This is a genomic window from Teichococcus aestuarii, assembly GCF_003116135.1.
Classification (GTDB): Bacteria; Pseudomonadota; Alphaproteobacteria; order Acetobacterales; family Acetobacteraceae; genus Pseudoroseomonas; species Pseudoroseomonas aestuarii.
In genome coordinates this window covers 52,356-72,305 of sequence record NZ_PDOA01000012.1, presented here as the reverse complement: position 1 = coordinate 72,305, position 19,950 = coordinate 52,356, and the positions used below count along the sequence as shown (strand labels likewise).

Sequence of the window (19,950 nt, the reverse complement as noted above, 5' to 3'; positions counted from 1 at the left end):
CGCGCGGGGCTACCCCCGGGCGCCCTTGCGCGGCACCTTGCGGAGCCCCTGCGGAGCGCGGCCTGCTCCTACCCGCTGCCTGGCGGCTCCTCCCCGGGCGTCGCGCCGCACGGGCCGCTCGCGGAGAACACGGCCGCGTCGCCGCCCAGCGCCAGGGTCAGGCGGGCGGCCTCGCGGAACACCAGGCTGCGGATGCCGGCCAGCCGCTCCGCCTCCGAGAAGCGCGTGGCGGTGCCGGCGACGCACAATGCCCCGGCCAGCCGCTGCCCGGCGCCGAAGACCGGCGCCGCCACGGCCGCCAGCTCGGGGTCGCGCTCGCCGATCGTGGCGGCGACGAAGGCGGGCTCCAGGGCGCCGGGCCCGGCTGCCCCGAAATGCCTCAGGATCCGCCCCGCCGCACCGCGGTCGATCGGCAGCAGCGAGCCCACCGGGATGTGGTCGCGCACCTGCCGCCAGCCATCGACCCGCATCAGGCACAGCCGCCGGTCGCCCTGCCGGATGTAGAAGGAGGCGCTCTCCCCCGTCTCCTGCGCCAGCACCCGCAGCGCCGGCGCCAGCGCGCCGTTGAGATCGACGGAGCGCTCATAGAGGCCGCCGAGGCGATAGAGGGCGGGGCCGAGGCCGTAGCGCCCATCCTCGTGCCGCAGCGCGAAGCGGTGCTGGATCAGCGTCGCCATGATGCGGGAGAGCGCGCTCTTGTAGAGGCCGGTGCGGCGGGACAGCTCCCCGAGCGTCAGCCCGCGCTCGCCCTCGCCATAGGCCAGCAGGACGCGCAGCGCCCGGTCCACCGCCGCGATGCCCCCCGCCTCGCCCGCCTCGGGCGGCTTCGCGGGGTCGTGCGGGCCCGGGAATGACTTGACAGCCATGGCAGGGAGTCCGAACCTGAAAAAGTGGAATGGCCGTCCTGCTGAATAGGACGCCATGCCCAGGCTGTAAAGCGGGCCGCAGAGCCCGGCGCGAAGGATTGGGGAAACACTGCCGGCCAAGCCCGCGGGCCCGCGCGAAGGGCCCGCTTCCGTGCCCCGGCGCCAATCGCCCCGGAGCCACCGCGCTCCGGCCGATGGACCGGCACGGGCTTCGCCGCGCCAGACAGGGAAGGACACGCCGCATGAACATCATCGCAGGCAGGCGCGCGCTCGGCGCGGGCATGCTGGGTCTCGCCGGGCTGGCCGCCGCGCGGCCGGCCACGGCCTTCGTCGGGCCGCGGCCCGAATGCCTGGCCCCCTCCGCCCCGGGCGGCGGCTGGGACTTCACCTGCCGCACGGTGGGGCGGCTGATGCAGGAATTGCAGGTCGTCGACCAGCCGGTGCAGGTGTCGAACATGCCGGGGGCGGTGGGCGCCGTCGCCTTCGCCAACGTCACCAGCCGCCGCGCCGCCGACCACAACCTGTTCGTCGCCACCAGCACGGTCGGGCTGACGCAGATCGCGCAGCGCCGCTATCCGGGGGACATCGACCGCGTCCGCTGGCTGGCCATGCTGGGGGCGGATACGGGGGTGATCCTGGTCCGCGCCGATTCCCGCTTCAAGACGCTGGCCGACTTCCTCGGCGCGCTGAAGAGCGACCCGGGCGGCATCGTCACCGGCGGCTCCAGCAGCCTCGGCGGCTACGACCATCTCCGCCTGCTGCTGCTGGCGCAGAAGGCCGGCATTCCCGCCGCCGACCTGAAGCGCTTCCGCTGGATCCACTACGATGGCGGCGGGCCGGCGGTGACGCAGATGCTGGGCGGGCATGTCGAGGTCGTCTCGACCGACCTGGCCGAGATCGCCGGCTTCGTCGAGGCGGGGCAGATCCGCGTCCTCGGCGCCATGGCCGAGGCGCGGCTGGCCGGCGCCTTCGCCGACATCCCGACCGCGCGCGAGCAGGGCTACGACGTGGTGGGGCTGAACTGGCGCGGCTTCTACACCGGCGGCCGCGTCAGCGACGAGCACTACAACGCCATGATCGCCGGGCTGAAGCGCGTCTATGACAGCGAGGGCTGGAAGGAGGCCGCGCGGCGCTCCGGGCTGCAGCCCGTCTGGCGCTCGGGGCCGGAGTTCGAGCGCTTCGTGGCCGGCATGGTGTCCGAGCTGCGCGGCCTGTCCCAGGAAATCGGCATCATCTCATGAGCGACCGGATCGTGGGCGTGCTGCTGGCACTCTTCGCCGGCTGGTACGGCTGGGAGGCGGGGTCCTACAGCGTCGGCTTCGGCGACCCGATGGGCCCCGCCCTGTTCCCCGAGGCCCTGGCCCCGCCGATCGGCCTGCTCGGCCTCTACCTGGCCCTGCGCCCCGATCCCGAGCCGGAATGGTCGAGCGGGCGATACCTGCTCGCGCAGCTGGCCACCGTGGCGGCGCTGGTGGCCTATGCGCTGCTGCTGCAGCCGCTGGGCTTCATCCTGGCCACGCTGCTGCTGGTGGCCTGCCTGACCGCCATGCTGGGCGCGCGGCTGCCACAGGCGCTGATGGGCGGGGCGGCCACCAGCCTCGGCTTCTTCGCGCTCTTCGACTGGTTCCTGGGCATCCCGCTGCCGCCCGGCCTCGCTTTCGGAGGATAGGGCGCGATGGACACCCTCTTCTCCCTCGCGCACGGCTTCACCGTCGCGACGCAGCCGGTGAACCTGCTGGTGGCCTTCATCGGCTGCTTCGTCGGCACGGTGATCGGCGCCCTGCCGGGCATCGGGCCGGTGAACGGCATCGCCATCCTCATCCCGCTGGCCTTCAGCCTGGACCTCTCGCCCGTCTCGGCGCTGATCCTGCTGACCAGCGTGTATTACGGCAGCATGTTCGGCGGGCGCATCGCCAGCATCCTGCTCAACATCCCGGGCGATTCCTCCGCCGTCGTCACCTGCATCGACGGCTTCCCCATGGCGAAGAAGGGGCTCGCGGCCGATGCGCTGGCGATCTCCGCCATCTCCTCCTTCGCCGGCGGCACGCTGGCGACCATCGGGCTGACGGTGCTGGCGCCCACCCTGGCCATGGCCGCCATCCATTTCGGCCCGCGCGAGTACTTCGCCCTCTATGTCATGGCCATCGTCATCGTCGGCGGCATTGCCACCGGCAACCCGGCCAAGACGCTGGTGGCCGGGCTGCTGGGCCTGGCCATCGGCACGGTGGGCATCGACCCGGCCACCGGCATCCCGCGCTTCACCTTCGGCGCCTACGAGCTGTACGAGGGCATCGACTTCGTCATCGTGGCGATCGGCCTCTTCGCCATCAGCGAGTTCCTCGTCTACATCGAGCAGCGGCGGTCCGGCCCGGTCGAGCAGGTGCCGGTGGGGCGGCGCAGCACGGCGCTGCGCCGGCTGACCTACCCCGCCACCTCGCTGCGCGCCGGGCTGCTCGGCTTCGTCATCGGCGTGCTGCCGGGCGCCGGCGCCACCCTGGCCAGCTTCATGGGCTACGCGCTGGAGAAGCGCGTCTCCGACAAGGACGGCACCTTCGGCAAGGGCGACCCGCGCGGCGTCGCCGCCCCCGAGGCGGCGGACAACGCCGCGGCCGGCGGCAGCCTGGTGCCGATGCTCACCCTCGGCGTGCCGGGCAGCGGCACCACGGCCATCATGCTCGGCATGCTCGTCACGCTGAACGTGCAGCCGGGGCCGCTGCTGTTCCAGCAGCAGCCGGAGATCGTCTGGGGGCTGGTGGCGGCGCTCTATGTCAGCAACGTCATCCTGCTGGTGCTGAACATCCCGCTGGTCGGCCTCTTCGCGAAGCTGCTCACCGTGCCGCCGCACTACCTGATGCCGGGTGTCGTCACCGTCAGCTTCCTCGGCGTCTACTCGGTCAACCAGAACTCCTTCGACCTGCTGATGATGGTGGGCTTCGGCGTGTTCGGCTACCTGCTGCGCAAGCTCGGCATCCCGCTCGTGCCGGTGGTGCTCGGCATCATCCTCGGCACGCCGATGGAGCAGAGCCTGCGCCGCGCCATGGCCGCGAGCGGCGGCGATGTCTGGACGCTCCTCGAAAGCCCGCTCGCCCTCGCCCTGCACGCCGTCACCGCCTGCATGATCCTTGTCGCCATCGTCCGGGAAGCGCGCCGCCGCCATGGCGAGGCCGCCGCCGCGCGCGGCGCGTGAACGCGCCCTTCCCGCCCCAGAAACGGAGTCGCCCCGCATGTCCGATCTTCCCAGCCACATCGAGATCTTCGAGGAAGGCCCGCGCGAGGGCTTCCAGATCGAGGCCGGCCCCATCGCGAGCGCGGACAAGATCGCGCTGATCGACGCGCTCTCCGGCACCGGCATACGCCACATCCAGATCTGCTCCTTCGTCTCGCCCAGGCTGGTGCCGGGCTGGGCCGACGCGGAGGCGGTGGCCGCCGGCTTCACCCCGAAGCCCGGCGTCGCCTACAACGCGCTGTGGTTCAACGAGGCGGGGCTGAAGCGCGCCCTGGCCTTCCGCGACCGGCTGAGCATGACCGGCTCCATCTCCCTCGCCGCCTCCGAGGCCTTCTCCCGCCGCAACCTCAACCGCGACAGGGCCGGCAACATCGAGGCGATGCGGCGGCAGACGGCGGCCCATCTCGCCGCCGGCATCCCGGTCGGGCGCGTCGGCGTGATGGCGGCCTTCGGCTGCAACTTCGCCGGCGACATCACCCCGGAGCAGGTGGTGCAGACGGTGGCCGACGGGCTCGCCATCGCCGCCGAGCACGGCCAGGCGATCCACGACCTGTCGCTCGCCGACACGATGGGCTGGGCGACGCCGGCGCGGATCGAGCGGGTGGTGGGGGCGGTGCGCGGGCGCTGGCCGGAGCTGGCCCTGCGGCTGCACCTGCACGACACGCGCGGCCTTGGCATCGCCAACGCCATGGCGGGGCTGCGGCTCGGCGTCGCGCGCTACGATTCCACCGTGGGCGGCCTGGGCGGCTGCCCCTTCGCCGCGCACAAGGGCGCGCCCGGCAACATCGCCACGGAGGAGCTGGTGCTGCTCTGCGAGGAGATGGGCATCGCCACGGGCATCGACGCCGACGCGCTGATCGCGGCGGGGCACCTGGCCGAGCGCATCGTCGGCCACACCCTGCCGAGCGCCGCGCTGCGCGGCGGCAGCCTGGCCGCCTTCCGGGCGCGCGCCGCATGAGCGGCCCGCTCCCGCTCGCAGGGCTGCGCGTGCTGGAATTCAGCCACACCATCATGGGCCCCTGCGCCGGGCTGCTGCTGGCCGACATGGGGGCCGACGTGGTGAAGGTGGAGCCCGCGCCCGATGGCGACCGGACGCGGCGCCTGCCGGGCTTCGCCGCCGGCTTCTTCGCCACCTTCAACCGCAACAAGCGCAGCATCGCGCTGGACCTCAAGCACCCCGAGGGGCGCGCCACCCTGCACCGGCTCGTGGCGGATGCCGACATCGTGCTGGAGAACTATGGCCCCGGCACCATGGAGCGGCTGGGCTGCGGCTGGGAGGATCTGCACCGCCTCAATCCCCGCCTGATCTACCTGGCGCTGAAGGGCTACCTCGGCGGCCCCTACGGCAACCGCCCGGCGCTGGACGAGGTGGTGCAGTTCCAGACCGGCCTCGCCTACATGACCGGCCCGCCCGGCCAGCCCCTGCGCGCGGGCGCCTCCGTCATCGACATCCTCGGTGCCGTCTTCGGCGTGACCGGCGTGCTGGCCGCGCTGCGCGAGCGGGAGCGGACAGGCGAAGGCCAGCGCGTGGGCAGCGCGCTGTTCGAATCCGCCGCCTTCCTGATGGGCTCGCACATCGCCGGCGGCGCCGCCATGGGCGAGCCGCCGCCGCCGATGCCGGCCCGCCGCGGTGCGTGGGGCATCTACGACGTGTTCCAGGCAAGCTGCGGCACGCAGCTCTTCATCGGCGTCACGAGCGACGCGCAGTGGGAGCGCTTCTGCGCCGCCTTCGGCCTGGAGGAGCTGGCGGGGGATCCGCGCCTCGCCACCAACGCGCAGCGGGTGCGGGAACGCGCCTGGCTGCTGCCCGCCCTGCAGGCGGCGGTCGGCGCCCTCGAATTCGGCGCGGCCACGCAGCGCTGCGCGGCGGCCGAGGTGTCCTGGTCGCCGGTCGGCAGGCCGGGGGACCTGCTGCAGGACCCCCATCTCACCGCCAGCGGCGGCCTGCTCTCCACCGCCATCGCCGCGCTGGGCGGCGGGCCGGAGGTGCCGCTGCCCGCCCTGCCCCTGGAGTTCGGCGAGGCGCGCAGCCGCGCCCCGCTGCGGCGGCAGCCACCCAGGATCGGCGAGCACACGCGGGAGGTGCTGCTGGCGGCCGGCCTGCCCGGCGAGCGGATCGCGGCACTCCAGCAGGCCGGCGTGCTGGCCGACGCGGCGGCGCCGGCGCGGCTGCAGCAGGCCTGACAGGGCGCCAGGGGCGCGGCCCTGCTGCTAACGGCCGCAGGCCGGGATTTCCGCCCCGGCCGCCTGGTCCGCGGATGCCAGCGCCAGGAGATCCTCCACGTTGCGGCTCAGCTGCTGCCAGGCGAGGGACAGGCCGAGAATCTGCTCGGCCTCCTCGCGCTTCGCCTGGCTCAGCTGGCCTTCGGCGCGGAGGCGCTCGACGAGCCTGCCCACCTCCTGCGCCAGCGCGTCGAAGCGGCTGGCCGCCGGCGGAGGCTTGCCGCAGGTGAGCGCCTGGCCGGCCTCGTACAGGAATCGCTCCGCTTCTCCCGCCGCCTGCCGCACCGGCGCGGCCATGGCCTCCCGGACCGCATCCGGCAATGGCCGCGCGCTGAGGCGGTCGGCCATTGCCAGCGTGTACCACAGCCGCTCCACCTGGTTCAGGAGGGAGGACAGAAGGACGTATTGCTCCTGCTTCCGCCGCAGGCGCGTCTGCCGCGACATGGAGCCGGCCAGGGCCAGCTCGCGCGCGATGCGGGCGTGCAGCGGATGCAGGTCCCGCTCATCCTGCGACAGCAGCTTGTCCATGCAGGCGCTCAGCAGCGCGCCGCAGCCGGCCAGGGCCTGCACCAGATGCTGCTCGGCCGCGCGGTGTGCCTGGCGGGGGAGGACCAGCACGCTGGCCAGCGCGCCGGCAGCCGCGCCGAGGCCGATGGCGGCGATCTTGAGCAACCCGTCCTCGACCAGCTCCGTGCCCGGGGCGACGGTCAGGACGGCGACGGGTACCAGGCCGTAGTTGAGTTGCGGCCTGACGCCGGCGATCAGGCTCATGATCGCGACCCCCGTCACCAGGGAGAGGATCGTCCGCCACGCGCCGGTGCCGATCACCGACACGCAGAGCAGCGCCAGGAGGGCGCCCAGCACGGCACCCTGGACCCGGTCCATCGCCGCCGTCAGGGTGCCGCCGATGCTGCCCTGAATGACGAACAGCGCGGAGAACACGGCCCAGGACGGTTCCGGCAGATGCAGCCACAGGGCGGCCGCATAGGTGACCAGGACCGCCAGGACCGTCTGCACCGCCAGGCGGGCCGGGTCCCCCCGGATCAGGCCCAACCCCCGCGCGCAGGAGCCGAGGATGCGGGGCCAGCGGAGGCGGCGCTGCCCGGAGGATGCTGAGGGGCCCTTCATGAGGCCGCAACCGCCAGGCCCGGACTTTGTTCCTCGGCCCTGCCCTCCGCGTCCGGGCGGTCCGGCCACGCAGCGAGATGGACGGCGGCCCTGGAGCCCCGCCGCAGCGCCCGGCAGTCCGGAAACGGCAATCGATCCGGTCGATCGCGTCAATCGGAAAAAATCGTTTCTATCGATCCCATGCCGCGCATAACCTTCCCCCAAAACACCTGGGAGGAAGTCAAGACCATGGACACGAATGTGGGCGGTCCGCTGGGCTGCCCTATGAAGAAGCCGGCCGCCATGCGGGCCCTGCTGGGCCGGACCAACCGGGACTGGTGGCCGAACCAGCTCTCCCTCGACATGCTTCACCAGAAGGGTCTGCACGGCAACCCGATGGGCGAGGACTTCGATTACGCGAAGGAATTCCTCTCCCTCGACTACGCGGCGGTGAAGAGGGACCTGCACGCGCTGATGACCGACAGCCAGCCTTGGTGGCCGGCCGATTACGGCCATTACGGGCCGTTCTTCATCCGCATGGCCTGGCACAGCGCCGGCACCTACCGCACCGGCGATGGCCGCGGCGGCTCCTCCTCCGGCTCGCAGCGCTTCGCGCCGCTGAACAGCTGGCCGGACAACGCCAACCTCGACAAGGCGCGGCGCCTGCTCTGGCCGGTCAAGCAGAAATACGGCCGCAAGCTTTCCTGGGCCGACCTGATGATCCTGGCCGGCAACGTCGCCATCGAGTCGATGGGCGGGCCGGTCTTCGGCTTCGGCGGCGGGCGCGAGGACGTGTTCGAGCCGGAGAAGGACATCTACTGGGGCACCGAGGAGGAATGGCTGGGCGATACCCGCATCACCGAGGAGAAGGTGCTGGAGAGCCCGCTGGCCGCGATCCAGATGGGCCTGATCTACGTCAACCCGGAAGGCCCGGGCGGCGAGCCGGACCCGGTCCGCTCGGGCCGCGACATCCGCGAGACCTTCGCCCGCATGGGCATGAACGACGAGGAGACCGTGGCCCTCACCGCCGGCGGCCACACCTTCGGCAAGTGCCACGGCGCGGGCGACGCCTCGAAGGTGGGCGCGGAGCCGGAGGGGGCGGACATCGCGCAGCAGGGCCTCGGCTGGCAGAGCGGGCATGAGACCGGCATCGGCGACCACACCATCACCAGCGGCCTGGAAGGCGCCTGGACGCCGAACCCCATCCGGTGGGATGGCGGCTACTTCCACATGCTGCTCGACTACGAGTACGAGCTGGTGACCAGCCCCGCCGGCGCAAAGCAGTGGCAGCCCATCAACCCGGCGCCCGAGGACATGGCACCGGGCGCGCACAGCCCGCACCGCCGCGTGCCGACGATGATGACGACCGCCGACATGGCGATGCGGGAGGACCCCGCCTACCGCAGGATCTCCGAGCGCTTCCGCGACCACCCGGAGCAGTTCGCCGATGCCTTCGCCCGCGCCTGGTTCAAGCTGTGCCACCGCGACATGGGCCCCAAGGCGCGCTACCTGGGCCCGGAGGTTCCGGCCGAGGACCTGATCTGGCAGGACCCCATCCCGAAGGCGGATTACGCGCCGATTGACGCCGCCGATATCGCCGCCCTCAAGCGGCAGATCCTGGCCTCCGGCCTCACCATCGCGGAGCTGGTGGCGACCGCCTGGGCCTCGGCCTCGACCTATCGCGGCTCGGACCATCGCGGCGGCGCCAATGGCGGGCGCATCCGGCTGGCGCCGCAGAAGGACTGGGAGGTGAACGAGCCCGAGCGGCTCGCCCGCGTGCTGGGCGTGCTGGAGGGCATCAAGGCCGGGTTCGACGCCGCGGCGCCGGGCGGAAAGAAGGTGTCCATCGCCGACCTCATCGTGCTCGGCGGCACGGCCGCGGTCGAGCAGGCGGCGCGCGATGCCGGCCACGAGGTGGAAGTGCCCTTCACCCCCGGCCGCACCGACGCCTCGGCCGAGCAGACGGACGTGGAGAACTTCAAGCCGCTGGAGCCGCGGGCGGATGGCTTCCGCAACTACCTCCAGGTCGCGTTCAACGTGCCCACCGAGGAGCTGCTGCTCGACCGCGCCCAGCTCCTGACGCTGAGCGCGCCGGAGATGACCGTCCTGGTCGGCGGGCTGCGGGTGCTGGGCATCAACCATGGCGGGCGCAAGGAAGGCGTGCTGACCGAGCGCCCCGGCCAGCTCACCAACGACTTCTTCGTCAACCTGCTGGACATGGGCACGGCGTGGAAGATGGTGGACGGGCACGCGGACGATGTCTTCGTCGGCACCTGCCGCAAGACCCATGCGGAGAAGTGGACGGCGACGCGGACGGATCTCGTCTTCGGCTCCAACTCGCAGCTCCGGGCATTGTCCGAGGTGTACGCGGCGGCCGATGCGGGCCGGAAGTTCGTCGACGACTTCATCGCCGCCTGGAACAAGGTGATGAACGCCGACCGCTTCGACCTGGTCCGGCGCTGACCGCCCGGGCGCCTGCCCGGCGGTGAGACGCCCCGTCCTGCCGCGGCGCCGGAACGCCACGGCAGGAAGGGCGCCATGCGGAAGGAGGAGGCCGATGCACCGGCGTGATGTCGATCTGCTGGACCCGGGGCGGGCCTACTGGGTGCCGGCGGTGGTGGCGCCCGAGCGGAACTGGGCGGGCGCGCCCGGCTGCCGCAAGGGCGCCCGCTACCTGGTGAACCGGGAAACCCTGCGGCCCAGCCGGGACGAGTTCGAGCCCTTCGACAGCGAGGCCAGCTGCCTGCGCTGGATCATGCACAACCGCGCCGATCTCAACCGCACGCTCCCGGGCGCCAGGATCCGCGCGGTTCCGCTGGGCCGCTGGCTTCTCGGCCTGGACTGAGCGGGGCGGCCCGCGCGGCTGTCAGCCGGTGGCCTGCGGCTGGCCGTGGCTGGCCGCCGGTTCCGGCTTCATGCTGCCGGTGCGCTGGCGCCGCAGATGCCAGGCGAAGGCTTCCTCCAGCAGGTGCGGCGTATGGCCGCCGCGCTCGCGGGCCGCGCGGTCCGCGTAATCCTGCAGGGCATCGCGGTAATCCGGATGGGCGCAGCGGGCGATGGCCGTCCGTGCCCGCTCGCGCGGGGCCAGGCCGCGCAGGTCGGCGAGGCCGTTCTCGGTCACCAGGATGTCCACGTCGTGCTCGGTGTGGTCCACATGCGTCACCATGGGCACGATGGTGGAAATGCCGCCGCCCTTCGCCGTGGAGCGCGCGACGAAGACCGACATGTAGGCGTTGCGCGCGAAGTCGCCGGAGCCACCGATGCCGTTCATCATGTGGGTGCCGTCCACATGCGTGGAGTTGACGTTGCCGTAGATGTCGCATTCCAGCGCCGTGTTGATGCCGATGATGCCGAGGCGCCGGATCACCTCCGGATGGTTGCTGATCTCCTGCGGCCGCAGCACCATGCGCTGCTTGTAGCCTTCGAGGCCGGCGTTGAAGCGCTTCGTCATCTCCGGCCCCAGCGTGATCGAGGAGGCGGAGGCGAAGGCCAGCTTGCCGGAGTCGAACAACGCGATCGTGCTGTCCTGCAGCACCTCGCTGTACATGCGCAGGTCGCGGAACGGGCTGTTGATGAGGCCGTGCATGACCGCGTTGGCGATGGTCCCAATGCCGGCCTGCAGCGGCGCCAGGCTCATGCCGAGGCGGCCCTGCTTCACCTCCTGCTTCAGGAACTCGATCAGGTGGCCGGCGATGGTGTCCGTCTCGGCATCCGGCGGCTCGTTGGCGGACGGGCTGTCGCTCTGCTCGGTGAAGACGATGGCGGCGATCTTGGTCGGCTCGATCGGGATGTAGGGCAGGCCGGGGCGGCTGTCGCAGGCCAGCACCGGCACCGGCTCCCGGTGCGGGCGGCGGGTCGGGATGTAGATGTCGTGCAGCCCCTCCAGCGCCAGGGGCTGGCTGAGGTTGATCTCGACGATCACCTTCTCCGCCAGGATGGCGAAGGTCGCGGTGTTGCCGACGGAGGTGGTGGGCACCACCCCGCCATCCTCGCGGATCGCGACGGCCTCCACGATGGCGTAGTCGATCGGGCCCATCTGCCGGGAACGCAGCTGCTCGACCGTTTCCGACAGGTGCTGGTCGATGAACATCACCTCGCCGCGGTTGATGGCGCCGCGCAGCACCGGGTCCACCTGGAAGGGCAGCCGGCGGCGCAGCACCCCGGCCTCCGTCAGCCGCCGGTCGATGTCGTTGCCCAGGGAGGCGCCGGTCATCAGGGTGATCTTGAACGGGTCGGCCGCCGCCCGCTCGGCCATGGCCAGCGGGACCGCCTTGGCCTCGCCCGCGCGCGTGAAGCCGCTCATGCCGACCGTCATGCCGTCGCGGATCAGCGCCGCCGCCTGCTCGGCGGTGCAAACCTTGTCGATCAGCGACGGGCGGCGCATGCGGTGATTGTACATGGCGGGAAGGGGCTCCTGGTGACACGCGCCTGCTCTGCCAAGGCATGGCCAGTCAGGCGTGGCCAGTAAAGCACATGGCCCGCCGCCGCGCATTCCGCCGCCGCGCATTCCGCCGCCCTGGCAACAGCGCCGCGGCCGGCACGTTCAACCGGCAGGTCAACCGGCATGATGGAGGGCGGCCCGGATGAAGACGCTGTCGAGGAAGGAGAGCCGGTGAGCGGCCATGGGAGGCCCGGGCGCCTGGCATGGGGGCTGGGCGCGGCGGCCCTGGTGCTGGGCGCCCTGGCGCTCGGCAACCGGGTGGCGGCCCGGCGGGCGGAACGGCGGCATGCCCCGCAGGGACACTTCGTCACGGTCGGCGGCGTCCGGCTCCACTACCTCGACGAGGGCCAGGGCCAGCCGGTGGTCCTGCTGCATGGCAATGGCGCGACCGTCGAGGACTTCCGGGCGAGCGGCGTGCTCGGCGGGCTGGCGCGGCGTTACCGGGTCCTCGCCTTCGACCGGCCCGGCTTCGGCCACAGCGGGCGCCCGCGCGGCACCGTCTGGACGGCCGGCGCGCAGGCGGAGATCCTGCGCAAGGCCCTGCGGCAGCTCGGCATCCACCAGCCGCTCCTGCTGGGCCATTCCTGGGGCGCGCTGGCCGCCCTTGCCATGGCGCTCGACGCGCCGCGCGACACGCGGGGCGCCATCCTGCTGTCCGGCTACTATTTCCCGGGCCCGCGGCTGGATGTGCTGCTGCCCTCCCTGTCCGCGCTTCCCCTGCTCGGCGACATCCTGTGCCACACCCTCTCGCCCGTGCTGGGCCGGGCGGTCCTGCCGGCCCTGCTGCGCAGGATCTTCGCCCCACGACCGGTGTCCGCCGCCTTCACGGCCGGGTTTCCCCGGGCGATGGCCCTCCGGCCCGGCCAGCTCCGCGCCAGCGCGGCCGACACGGCCCTCATGCTCCCCGGCGCCGCGGCCCTGCTGCGCCGGCATGGCGATGCGTCGTTCCCCGTCATCCTCCTCGCGGGCGCGGAGGACAGGATGGTGACGACCGACCGCCAGTCCCGCCGGCTGCAGCCGCGCATCCCGGGGAGCGAGCTCCGCATCCTGCCGGGCGAGGGCCACATGATCCACCACACCGCCCCGGGCGCGATCATCGCCGCCGTGGACGACGCGATGCGGCGGGCGGGCGCGCCCGCCCGCCAGGAGGGACAGGCTCCCTGACGCCCGGCGCGGCGCCGCGGGAATCAGCCGTGCGGTGGGCCCAGCGCCGCCAGGATGGCGGGAACCTCGCCCGGCAGCATCCGGGCCAGGAAGCCCACCGGCCCCTGGTCCGCAGCGAGCCGCCGTCCCGCCTCGCCATGCACATAGACCCCCCACAGCGCCGCCTGCAGCGGCGTGGCGCCCCGCGCCAGAAGCCCGGCGAGGATGCCCGCCAGCGTGTCGCCCGAGCCCGAGGTGGCGAGGCCGACATTGCCGCGGTCGCATTCCCAGGCCTCGCCCTGCGGCGTGACGATCCGCGTGCATCCGCCCTTCATGACGACCACGGCCTGGAAGCGGGAGGCCGCCTCCCGCGCCGCGGCGAGCGGGTCCGCCAGCACCGCCGTACGGGGGATCTCCAGCAATTCCGCCATCTCCCCGTCATGCGGGGTGAGGATGGCACGCCCGGCATGCCGGCGCAGCGCGGGGCGGCAGCCGCGCAGCGCCGCCAGGGCACCGGCGTCCAGCACCAGCGCCGGGCCTTCCAGCGCCTCCAGGAGCTGGGCGGTCAGCGCCTCGCTCTCCGCGCCGGCCATCGTGCCCACGCCCAGCACCATCGCCCGGGCGCGGGCACCACGCTGCGCCAGCACCGGCGCCGCCGCCGCGGCGATGTGGCCCTGCTCCGTCTCGGCCAGGCCGATGACCCGCGCCTCCGGCACCGCCACCCCGACCGGCACCGCGATGGAGCGGCACACCGCCAGCTGCAGGCGCCCCGCCCCCGCTTGCAGGGCGGCCAGCCCCGCCAGCAGCACGGCGCCCGGCACCTCCACGCAGCCGCCCGCCACCAGCACGGCGCCGCGCGCATTCTTGTCGTCGCCCTTCTCATGCCGCGGCAGAGGCATTCGCCGCAGCAGCGCCTCGGTCACCGGTTCCGCCGCGCTCACCGGGGTGCCCCGCCATGCGGCTGTGCCGTCACCGGCGCAGCCTCCGTCTCCAGCGGGACGGTCCAGTTGTAGCGGTGCAGGCGCATGCCGCCGCCCTGGGCGTCGAAGACATATTCGGTCAGCCCGCAATTGGCGATGTCGCCCTCGCGGTCGATCGCCAGGATCTCCTCCTCGGTCAGGCCTTCGAGCAGGTAGCGCAGGCACAGCACCACCACTTGGTGCCCGACGATCAGCACGCGCTGGCCGCCATGCCGCAGGCAGAGGCTGTCGAGCGCGCTGCGCAGCCGGAGGATCACGTCGCACCAGCTCTCGCCGCCAGGCGGCCGGTGGTAGAACTTGCCGAGGATGCGGCGGAACTCGACCTGGTCCGGATGGCGCTGGGCGATGCCCTGCGTCGTCAGCCGGTCCAGCACGCCGAACTCCTTCTCGCGCAGCCGCTCATCGAGGATGAAGCCGCGGGAGTGAAGGCCGGACGGGCTCGCGGCGCGGATGAGCTCCGCCGTGTGGCGGGCGCGGCGGTAGGGCGAGGAGACAATGACCTCGGGCCGCTCTTCCGCCGGCTGCTCCGCGAACCAGCGGCCCAGCGCCCGCGCCTGCCGCTCCCCCACCGGGCTGAGCGGCACATCCACATCCCGCTCCGCGATGTCGATCATCGCCTGCCGCGCCGCCAGCGCCGCCGCGCGGGCCACATTCCCCGCGCTCTCCCCATGCCGGACGATCCAGAGCCGCAGGGGCCATTGTGGTTGCATGCTCGTTTCCGTCCCCCTCGCCTGCGCTGTGCCACAACCGGCCAGACCGCGCGGCGTTCCGCAGGGGGCGCGCCCATGGGAGGCACCCATGCAGGAGGCACCCATGCAAAAGGGCCCCGGAGTTTCCTCCGGAGCCCTCGAACATTGCCTGCGAAGCGTTCAACCGCCGCGCATGGAGCAGATCAGCCCGCGACGTTCCTCGCAGCGGAGATCCAGCTCACGGCGGCCGACGCAGCCATCAAACAATGAGACACTGGATCACCTCCTTTCTGTTGTTGCCGATAGGTTCCCAGATGGGAAAGCGGCTGCCGGTCCGCAAGCCTCCGCCAGCAAATAGTGCCGGCGCCAGCAGGCGGATTTCGCCCCCCGCCGCCCTCACGGGCCGGGCACGGGCCGCGCCCGGCTCAGCGCCACCAGCTCCCCCAGCGAGGTGACGATGGTCTCCCCGGACGCATCCAGGCGCAGCTCCGCCAGCAGCGGGCTTGCCGCCTCCGCCTGCCACAGCCCCACGACGATGCGGGCCTGCGGGAATTGCCGCTGCAACCGGCGCAGGAGGTAGCGGATGCCATCGGCGGTGTTGCCGGCCTCCAGCACCGAGAGGCAGCAGAGCCAGGCCGCGCCGGCCTCGTCCGGCGCCGCCGCCTCGGCTGGCAGGGCGACCGCGCCCAGCCCCTCCGCCCCGAGCGCCCGCACCGCCATGGCCGCCGTCAGGTCGTCCAGCGGGCCGCGGCCGGCGGCGCAGACCACCTGCGCCGGGCCGGGCGCCGGCGCGGCCTCCAGCCCCTCCAGCAGGGCCGAGACCTCGGCCCGCACATTCTCCATCCGCTCCGGCGAGAGCTCCTCGCGCGACCAGTCGCGGTCGGCCAGGGCCAGGGCGGGCAGCCCCACCGCGTCGAGGTAGCCGCTCAGCGAGCCATGCGCGCGCAGCTCGCGCTGCGCCTGGCGGGACAGCTCGCGCGTGTCGCGCTGCAGGGCACGCTGGTAGAAGCTCTCATGAGCCTGCAAAGGCGGGCGGTCCCCCAGCATCACGTCGAGGAAGCCGAGGCTCGGCACATGCCGGCCGAGCACCACCAGGCAGACGGTGAGCGGCGTGGCCAGCAGCAGCCCGATCGGCCCCCACAGGAAGGTCCAGAACGTGGCCGCCACGATGACCGCGACCGGCGAGAGGCCGGTGCTGTGGCCATAGACCGCGGGCTCCAGCACCTGCGCCATCAGCGGCTCGGCCACCAGGAAGAGCAGCAGCACCCACAGCGCCATCGACCAGCCCGGATCGACCGCGACCGCCAGCAGCAGGGGCGGCACCAGCGCGATGAAGGTGCCGATGAAGGGCACGAAGCGCATCAGCCCGGCCAGGATGCCCCAGAGCGCCGGGGCCGGCAGGCCGAGCAGCCACAGGATCAGCGCGATCGTCACGCCCATCAGGCTGTTCAGCGCCACCTGCGCCAGGAAGTAGCGCGACAGGCGCCGGGCCGCGTCGTCCAGCGCCAGGGTGGTGCGCTGCAGGTCGCTGCTGCCCGCCAGGCGGATCAGCCGGTCGCGCAGATCCTCGCGGTAGACCAGCACGAAGATGGCGAAGAGGAGGACGATGCCCGCCGTCGCCAGCGGCGCCAGCACCGGCCCGGCCAGGCTGCCGATGACGGCGAGCGGGCTGCCGCCCTCGGCGGCGGGCGCGGTGGTCACCGGCGGCGGCATCTCGGCGGCGCCCGGCGCGGCCCGGTCGGCGAGGCCGTCGCCCATCATCTGGCGCAGGTTGCGCAGCGCCGCGTCCGCCTCCTGCATCAGCTCGCCCAGCCGCAGCGATTGCAGCTTGGCCGCCATGGTCTGCTGGTAGGCGGGCAGGTCGGCCGTCAGCGAGCCGGCCTGGCGGCCCATCACCACGCCCAGGCCCAGGATCGCCGCCGCCGCCAGCAGCACCGCCGCCACCACGCCAAGGACCTGCGGCACCCGCAGCCGGTGCAGCACCACCACGACGGGCGCCAGCACGAAGGCCAGCAGCACCGCCAGCACGAGCGGCACGATCAGGTCCCGCCCCAGCGCCAGCACGGTGACGCTGAAGGCCGCTGCCAGCAGGCCGAAGATGGCCTGCAGCACGCGCAGCGTCTGCGCCTCCGGAGGGGCCTCCGGCCGCATGGCCGTGGCGTCGGCGGGGGAAGGGGGCGGCATTTCGGCCATGGCGACGTTCTCTTGGAGCGGGCTGCTGTAACGCCAGGCCATGGCAAAGGTTCAGCCCTCCCTTCAACCCGAGGCGTCGTGCGGCGTTATTCCCCGCCACCACCCGGATTCCGCCCTTGCCCAGCCTCGCCACGACGTCTTTCCTGCAACGCCAGGCTGAGCGCGCCCTGCCGCAGAACCCGCGCCCGGTTCTGATCGCCGCCTTCCTGCTTGTCCTGCTGGCGATCGGCGCCGGCGTGGCGCAATGGGCGCTCGCCGGCCGCGCCCGGGAGGCCAGCGCCGCCATCCACGCCCATGTGCTGCAGGCCGAGGCGCTGCTCTCCGCCGTGAAGGACGTGGAGACGGCGCAGCGGGGCTACGCGCTGACCGGCCAGGACGACTACCTCGCGCCCGACAGGGAGGCACGCCGTGCCATCGCGGCCCTGCTGCCGCAGCTGGAGGCCTCCGGGCTGCCGGCCGGGCGGCTGCGGCCGCTGGTGACGGCCAAGCTGGACTGGTCCGGCCAGGTGGTGGCGCTGCGCCGCGCCGGGAGCTCGGTGGAGGCGGCGCGTGCGGTCGAGACCGGGCAGGGCAAGGCGCTGATGGACGCGCTGCGCCAGGAGGTGGCGACGGCGCAGCAGGAGACGCGCGCCCTGGCCGCCCGGCAGGCCACCACGGCAGCGCGCCTCTCCGCCTGGCTAAGCGTGCTGATGCTGGCGGCGCTGCTGCTCTCGGGCCTGTCGCTCGGCCTCTACGCCATGGCACGGCGGCGGGCCGAGCAGCGTGCCACCGCCCTGCTGGACGGCGTGATGGAGCACGCGCCCATCGCCCTCGGCTTCCTCGACCGGCAGATGCGCCTGGCCCATGCCAACAAGGCGCTAACCATGCTGGGCGAGAAGGTGCTGGCCGACGGGCAATGGCCCGAGGCGGTGCGCGCGCAGCTGGCGCCGCGGCTGGAGGCGGTGCTGAAGAGCGGCCAGGCGCAGTCCGACATCGCCGTGACGGTGCCACCCCCCGCCCCGGGCGGCGGGCTGGAGCGGCAGCTCCAGATCAGCCTGTTCCCGCTGGGCCGGATGGCGGAGGGCATCGGCGTCGCGGCCATGGATGTCACCGCCCGGCGCCGGATGGAGGCGCGGCTGCGCCGCAGCGAGGCCAGGCTGCGGCTGATCGTGGATTCCGTGCCGCAGATGGCCTGGATGACCGACCCCGAAGGCGAGATCCAGTGGTACAACCGCCGCTGGTACGAATACACCGGCGGCACGCCGGAGACGATGAAGGGCTCCGGCTGGAGAAGCGTGCACCACCCGGACCACCTGGAGCGGGCGGCCGAGCATTTCCGCGCCGCGATCACGGCCGGCGAGGCGTGGGAGGACACCTTCCCGCTGCGCGGCGCCGACGGGCAGTACCGCTGGTTCCTCTCCCGCGCCCTGCCGCTGCGCGACGCGCCGGACGAGGAGGCGCCGGAAGGCCGGCTCATCGGCTGGTTCGGCACCAACACCGACATCACCGAGATGCGCGAGGCGGAGGAGGCCCTGGCCGCGGCCAAGGCGGCCGCCGAGGACGCCAACATGGCCAAGAGCCAGTTCATCGCCAATATGAGCCACGAGCTGCGCACCCCGCTCTCCGCCGTCATCGGCTATTCCGAGATGCTCGAGGAGGAGGCGGAGGAGCTGGAGGGGGCGGAGGCCTTCCGCGAGGACCTCGCCAAGATCAACGCTAATGCCCGCCACCTGCTCTCCCTGATCAACGACGTGCTGGACCTCTCGAAGATCGAGGCCGGCAAGATGGAGGTGCAGCCGGAGGATTTCGCCCCGCAGGCGCTGCTGGAGGAGGTGGTGGCCACCGTGGGCGCGCTGGTGGCCAAGAAGGACAACACGCTCGAGGTCGCCATCGACCCGGCGCTGCCGCCGATGCACTCCGACCCGGTGAAGCTGCGGCAATGCCTGTTCAACCTGCTCGGCAACGCCGCCAAGTTCACCGAGGGCGGGCGGATCACCCTCTCCGCCGCCCCCGACCCGGAGGAGCCCGGCTGGGTGGTGCTGAAAGTGGCCGATACCGGCATCGGCATGACCGCCGAGCAGCTGGAGCGCCTGTTCCAGCGCTTCAGCCAGGCCGACAGCACCACCACGCGCCGCTTCGGCGGCACCGGCCTGGGGCTGGCCATCACCAAGGCGTTCAGCGCCATGCTGGGCGGCCACATCGGGGTGGAGAGCCAGCCGGGCCAGGGCACCACCTTCACGCTGCACCTGCCGGCGGATCTGCGCCTGGTACGGCCGGAGGCGGAGGATGCAGGGGTGCAGGCCGCCGAGGCGGTGCCGCAGCAGGATGCCCCCTCCCCCGCCGAGCGGCTGGGCGGCCTCGTGCTGGTGATCGACGACGACGCCGCCACGCGCGACCTGCTGGCCCGCTTCCTGACGCGCGAGGGCTTCGCGGTGCGTACCGCGCCGGACGGGCGGAGCGGCCTCCACCTGGCGCGCGAGATGCGCCCCGACGCCATCCTGCTGGACGTGATGATGCCGCGCCTCGATGGCTGGGGCGTGCTGTCGGCGCTGAAGGCCGAGCCCGACCTGGCCGCGATTCCCGTGGTGATGGTGACGGTGGTGCAGGAGCGCGGACTCGCCTTCTCGCTCGGCGCGGCCGACTACCTCAACAAGCCGGTGGAGTGGAGCCGGCTGAAGCATGTGCTGGAGCGCTACCGTGCGCAGCCCGCGCCCGGCCTGGCGCTGCTGTTGGACCCCGATGCCGAGCAGCGCGCCACCCTCCGCGCGCTGCTGGAGCGCGAGGGCTGGGCGGTGGAGGAGACGCCGGAGCCCGACGCGGCGCTGGCCCGCATGGAGCGCGGGCCGGCGCCCGACATGATGCTGGTCGAGGTGCAGGGCGGGGAGGACAGCGACGGCTTCGCGCTGATCCGCAAGCTGCGTTCGCGGCCGGAATGGGCCGCGCTGCCCATCATCGCCCTGACCGCCGCGCCGATGTCGGAGGAGGAGATGGCGCGGCTGCGCGGCAAGGTGCATGGCGTGATGCCGGCCGATGACGGCGTTCCGGAGGAGCTGCTGCGCGAGCTGCGGCAGATCGCCGCCACGGGTAGGAAAGGACACTGACG

General features: G+C 72.9%; 15 protein-coding genes. 9 read left to right on the top strand and 6 right to left on the bottom strand.

The window, feature by feature from the left end:
* Positions 1-68: 68 nt before the first annotated feature.
* The gene (locus CR165_RS16740) at positions 69-866 is read right to left on the bottom strand and encodes an IclR family transcriptional regulator (protein WP_181378206.1); all 798 of its coding nucleotides are present in this window, start codon (positions 864-866) and stop codon (positions 69-71) included.
* Between the two features lie 242 nt (positions 867-1,108).
* Here CR165_RS16740 and CR165_RS16735 point away from each other — a divergent pair, with 242 nt between their 5' ends.
* From CR165_RS16735 to CR165_RS16715, 5 genes are read left to right on the top strand one after another with little or no spacing between them, the layout of a single operon-like run.
* Positions 1,109-2,107 (top strand): Bug family tripartite tricarboxylate transporter substrate binding protein, encoded by a 999-nt coding sequence (locus CR165_RS16735; protein ID WP_109518089.1) that lies wholly within the window; start codon positions 1,109-1,111, stop codon positions 2,105-2,107.
* Entirely contained in the window at positions 2,104-2,535 is a 432-nt protein-coding gene (locus CR165_RS16730; RefSeq protein ID WP_109518088.1) for a tripartite tricarboxylate transporter TctB family protein, read from the top strand. The genes CR165_RS16735 and CR165_RS16730 overlap by 4 nt, the downstream gene beginning before the upstream one ends.
* Before the next feature lie 6 nt (positions 2,536-2,541).
* Positions 2,542-4,053, top strand: a complete 1,512-nt coding sequence (locus CR165_RS16725) for a tripartite tricarboxylate transporter permease (RefSeq protein WP_109518087.1) — start codon at positions 2,542-2,544, stop codon at positions 4,051-4,053.
* 37 nt (positions 4,054-4,090) lie between these two features.
* Positions 4,091-5,050 carry a hydroxymethylglutaryl-CoA lyase gene (locus tag CR165_RS16720; protein ID WP_109518086.1) on the top strand — a complete coding sequence of 320 codons (960 nt, stop codon included), beginning with the start codon at positions 4,091-4,093 and terminating at the stop codon, positions 5,048-5,050.
* Positions 5,047-6,276: a CaiB/BaiF CoA transferase family protein gene (locus CR165_RS16715; protein WP_109518085.1), complete on the top strand. Its 1,230-nt coding sequence runs from the start codon at positions 5,047-5,049 to the stop codon at positions 6,274-6,276. Before CR165_RS16720 ends, CR165_RS16715 begins: the two co-directional genes overlap by 4 nt.
* A 27-nt stretch (positions 6,277-6,303) precedes the next feature.
* On the opposite strand, the gene CR165_RS16710 is transcribed toward CR165_RS16715, so the two are convergent.
* Positions 6,304-7,443 (bottom strand): FUSC family protein, encoded by a 1,140-nt coding sequence (locus CR165_RS16710; protein ID WP_109518084.1) that lies wholly within the window; start codon positions 7,441-7,443, stop codon positions 6,304-6,306.
* A gap of 228 nt (positions 7,444-7,671) precedes the next feature.
* Here CR165_RS16710 and katG point away from each other — a divergent pair, with 228 nt between their 5' ends.
* Together katG and CR165_RS16700 are read left to right on the top strand one after the other, a co-directional pair.
* A complete protein-coding gene (katG, locus tag CR165_RS16705) occupies positions 7,672-9,885 on the top strand; it encodes a catalase/peroxidase HPI (protein WP_109518083.1) in 2,214 nt (737 codons plus the stop codon).
* 94 nt (positions 9,886-9,979) lie between these two features.
* Entirely contained in the window at positions 9,980-10,267 is a 288-nt protein-coding gene (locus CR165_RS16700) for a hypothetical protein (RefSeq protein WP_109518082.1), read from the top strand.
* Positions 10,268-10,288: 21 nt separating this feature from the next.
* Here the strand turns inward: CR165_RS16700 and CR165_RS16695 are convergent, their stop codons facing one another.
* Entirely contained in the window at positions 10,289-11,821 is a 1,533-nt protein-coding gene (locus CR165_RS16695; RefSeq protein WP_109518081.1) for an acetyl-CoA hydrolase/transferase family protein, read from the bottom strand.
* 213 nt (positions 11,822-12,034) lie between these two features.
* Between CR165_RS16695 and CR165_RS16690 the strand changes: the two genes are divergently transcribed.
* Positions 12,035-13,027: an alpha/beta fold hydrolase gene (locus tag CR165_RS16690; protein ID WP_219929772.1), complete on the top strand. Its 993-nt coding sequence runs from the start codon at positions 12,035-12,037 to the stop codon at positions 13,025-13,027.
* A 23-nt stretch (positions 13,028-13,050) separates the two neighbouring features.
* Here the strand turns inward: CR165_RS16690 and CR165_RS16685 are convergent, their stop codons facing one another.
* The 3 genes from CR165_RS16685 to CR165_RS16675 all read right to left on the bottom strand — a co-directional run bounded on the left by CR165_RS16685 (position 13,051) and on the right by CR165_RS16675 (position 16,868).
* Positions 13,051-13,947, bottom strand: a complete 897-nt coding sequence (locus CR165_RS16685) for an NAD(P)H-hydrate dehydratase (protein ID WP_245906501.1) — start codon at positions 13,945-13,947, stop codon at positions 13,051-13,053.
* Positions 13,944-14,696, bottom strand: coding sequence for a histidine phosphatase family protein (locus CR165_RS16680; protein ID WP_109518080.1), 753 nt, complete (start codon positions 14,694-14,696; stop codon positions 13,944-13,946). Before CR165_RS16680 ends, CR165_RS16685 begins: the two co-directional genes overlap by 4 nt.
* Positions 14,697-15,071: 375 nt before the next feature.
* On the bottom strand, positions 15,072-16,868 hold the full coding sequence (locus CR165_RS16675; protein WP_181378205.1) for an AI-2E family transporter: 1,797 nt from the start codon (positions 16,866-16,868) through the stop codon (positions 15,072-15,074).
* Between the two features lie 116 nt (positions 16,869-16,984).
* Between CR165_RS16675 and CR165_RS16670 the strand changes: the two genes are divergently transcribed.
* Positions 16,985-19,948, top strand: a complete 2,964-nt coding sequence (locus CR165_RS16670; protein WP_109518078.1) for a response regulator — start codon at positions 16,985-16,987, stop codon at positions 19,946-19,948.
* Positions 19,949-19,950: the final 2 nt, after the last annotated feature.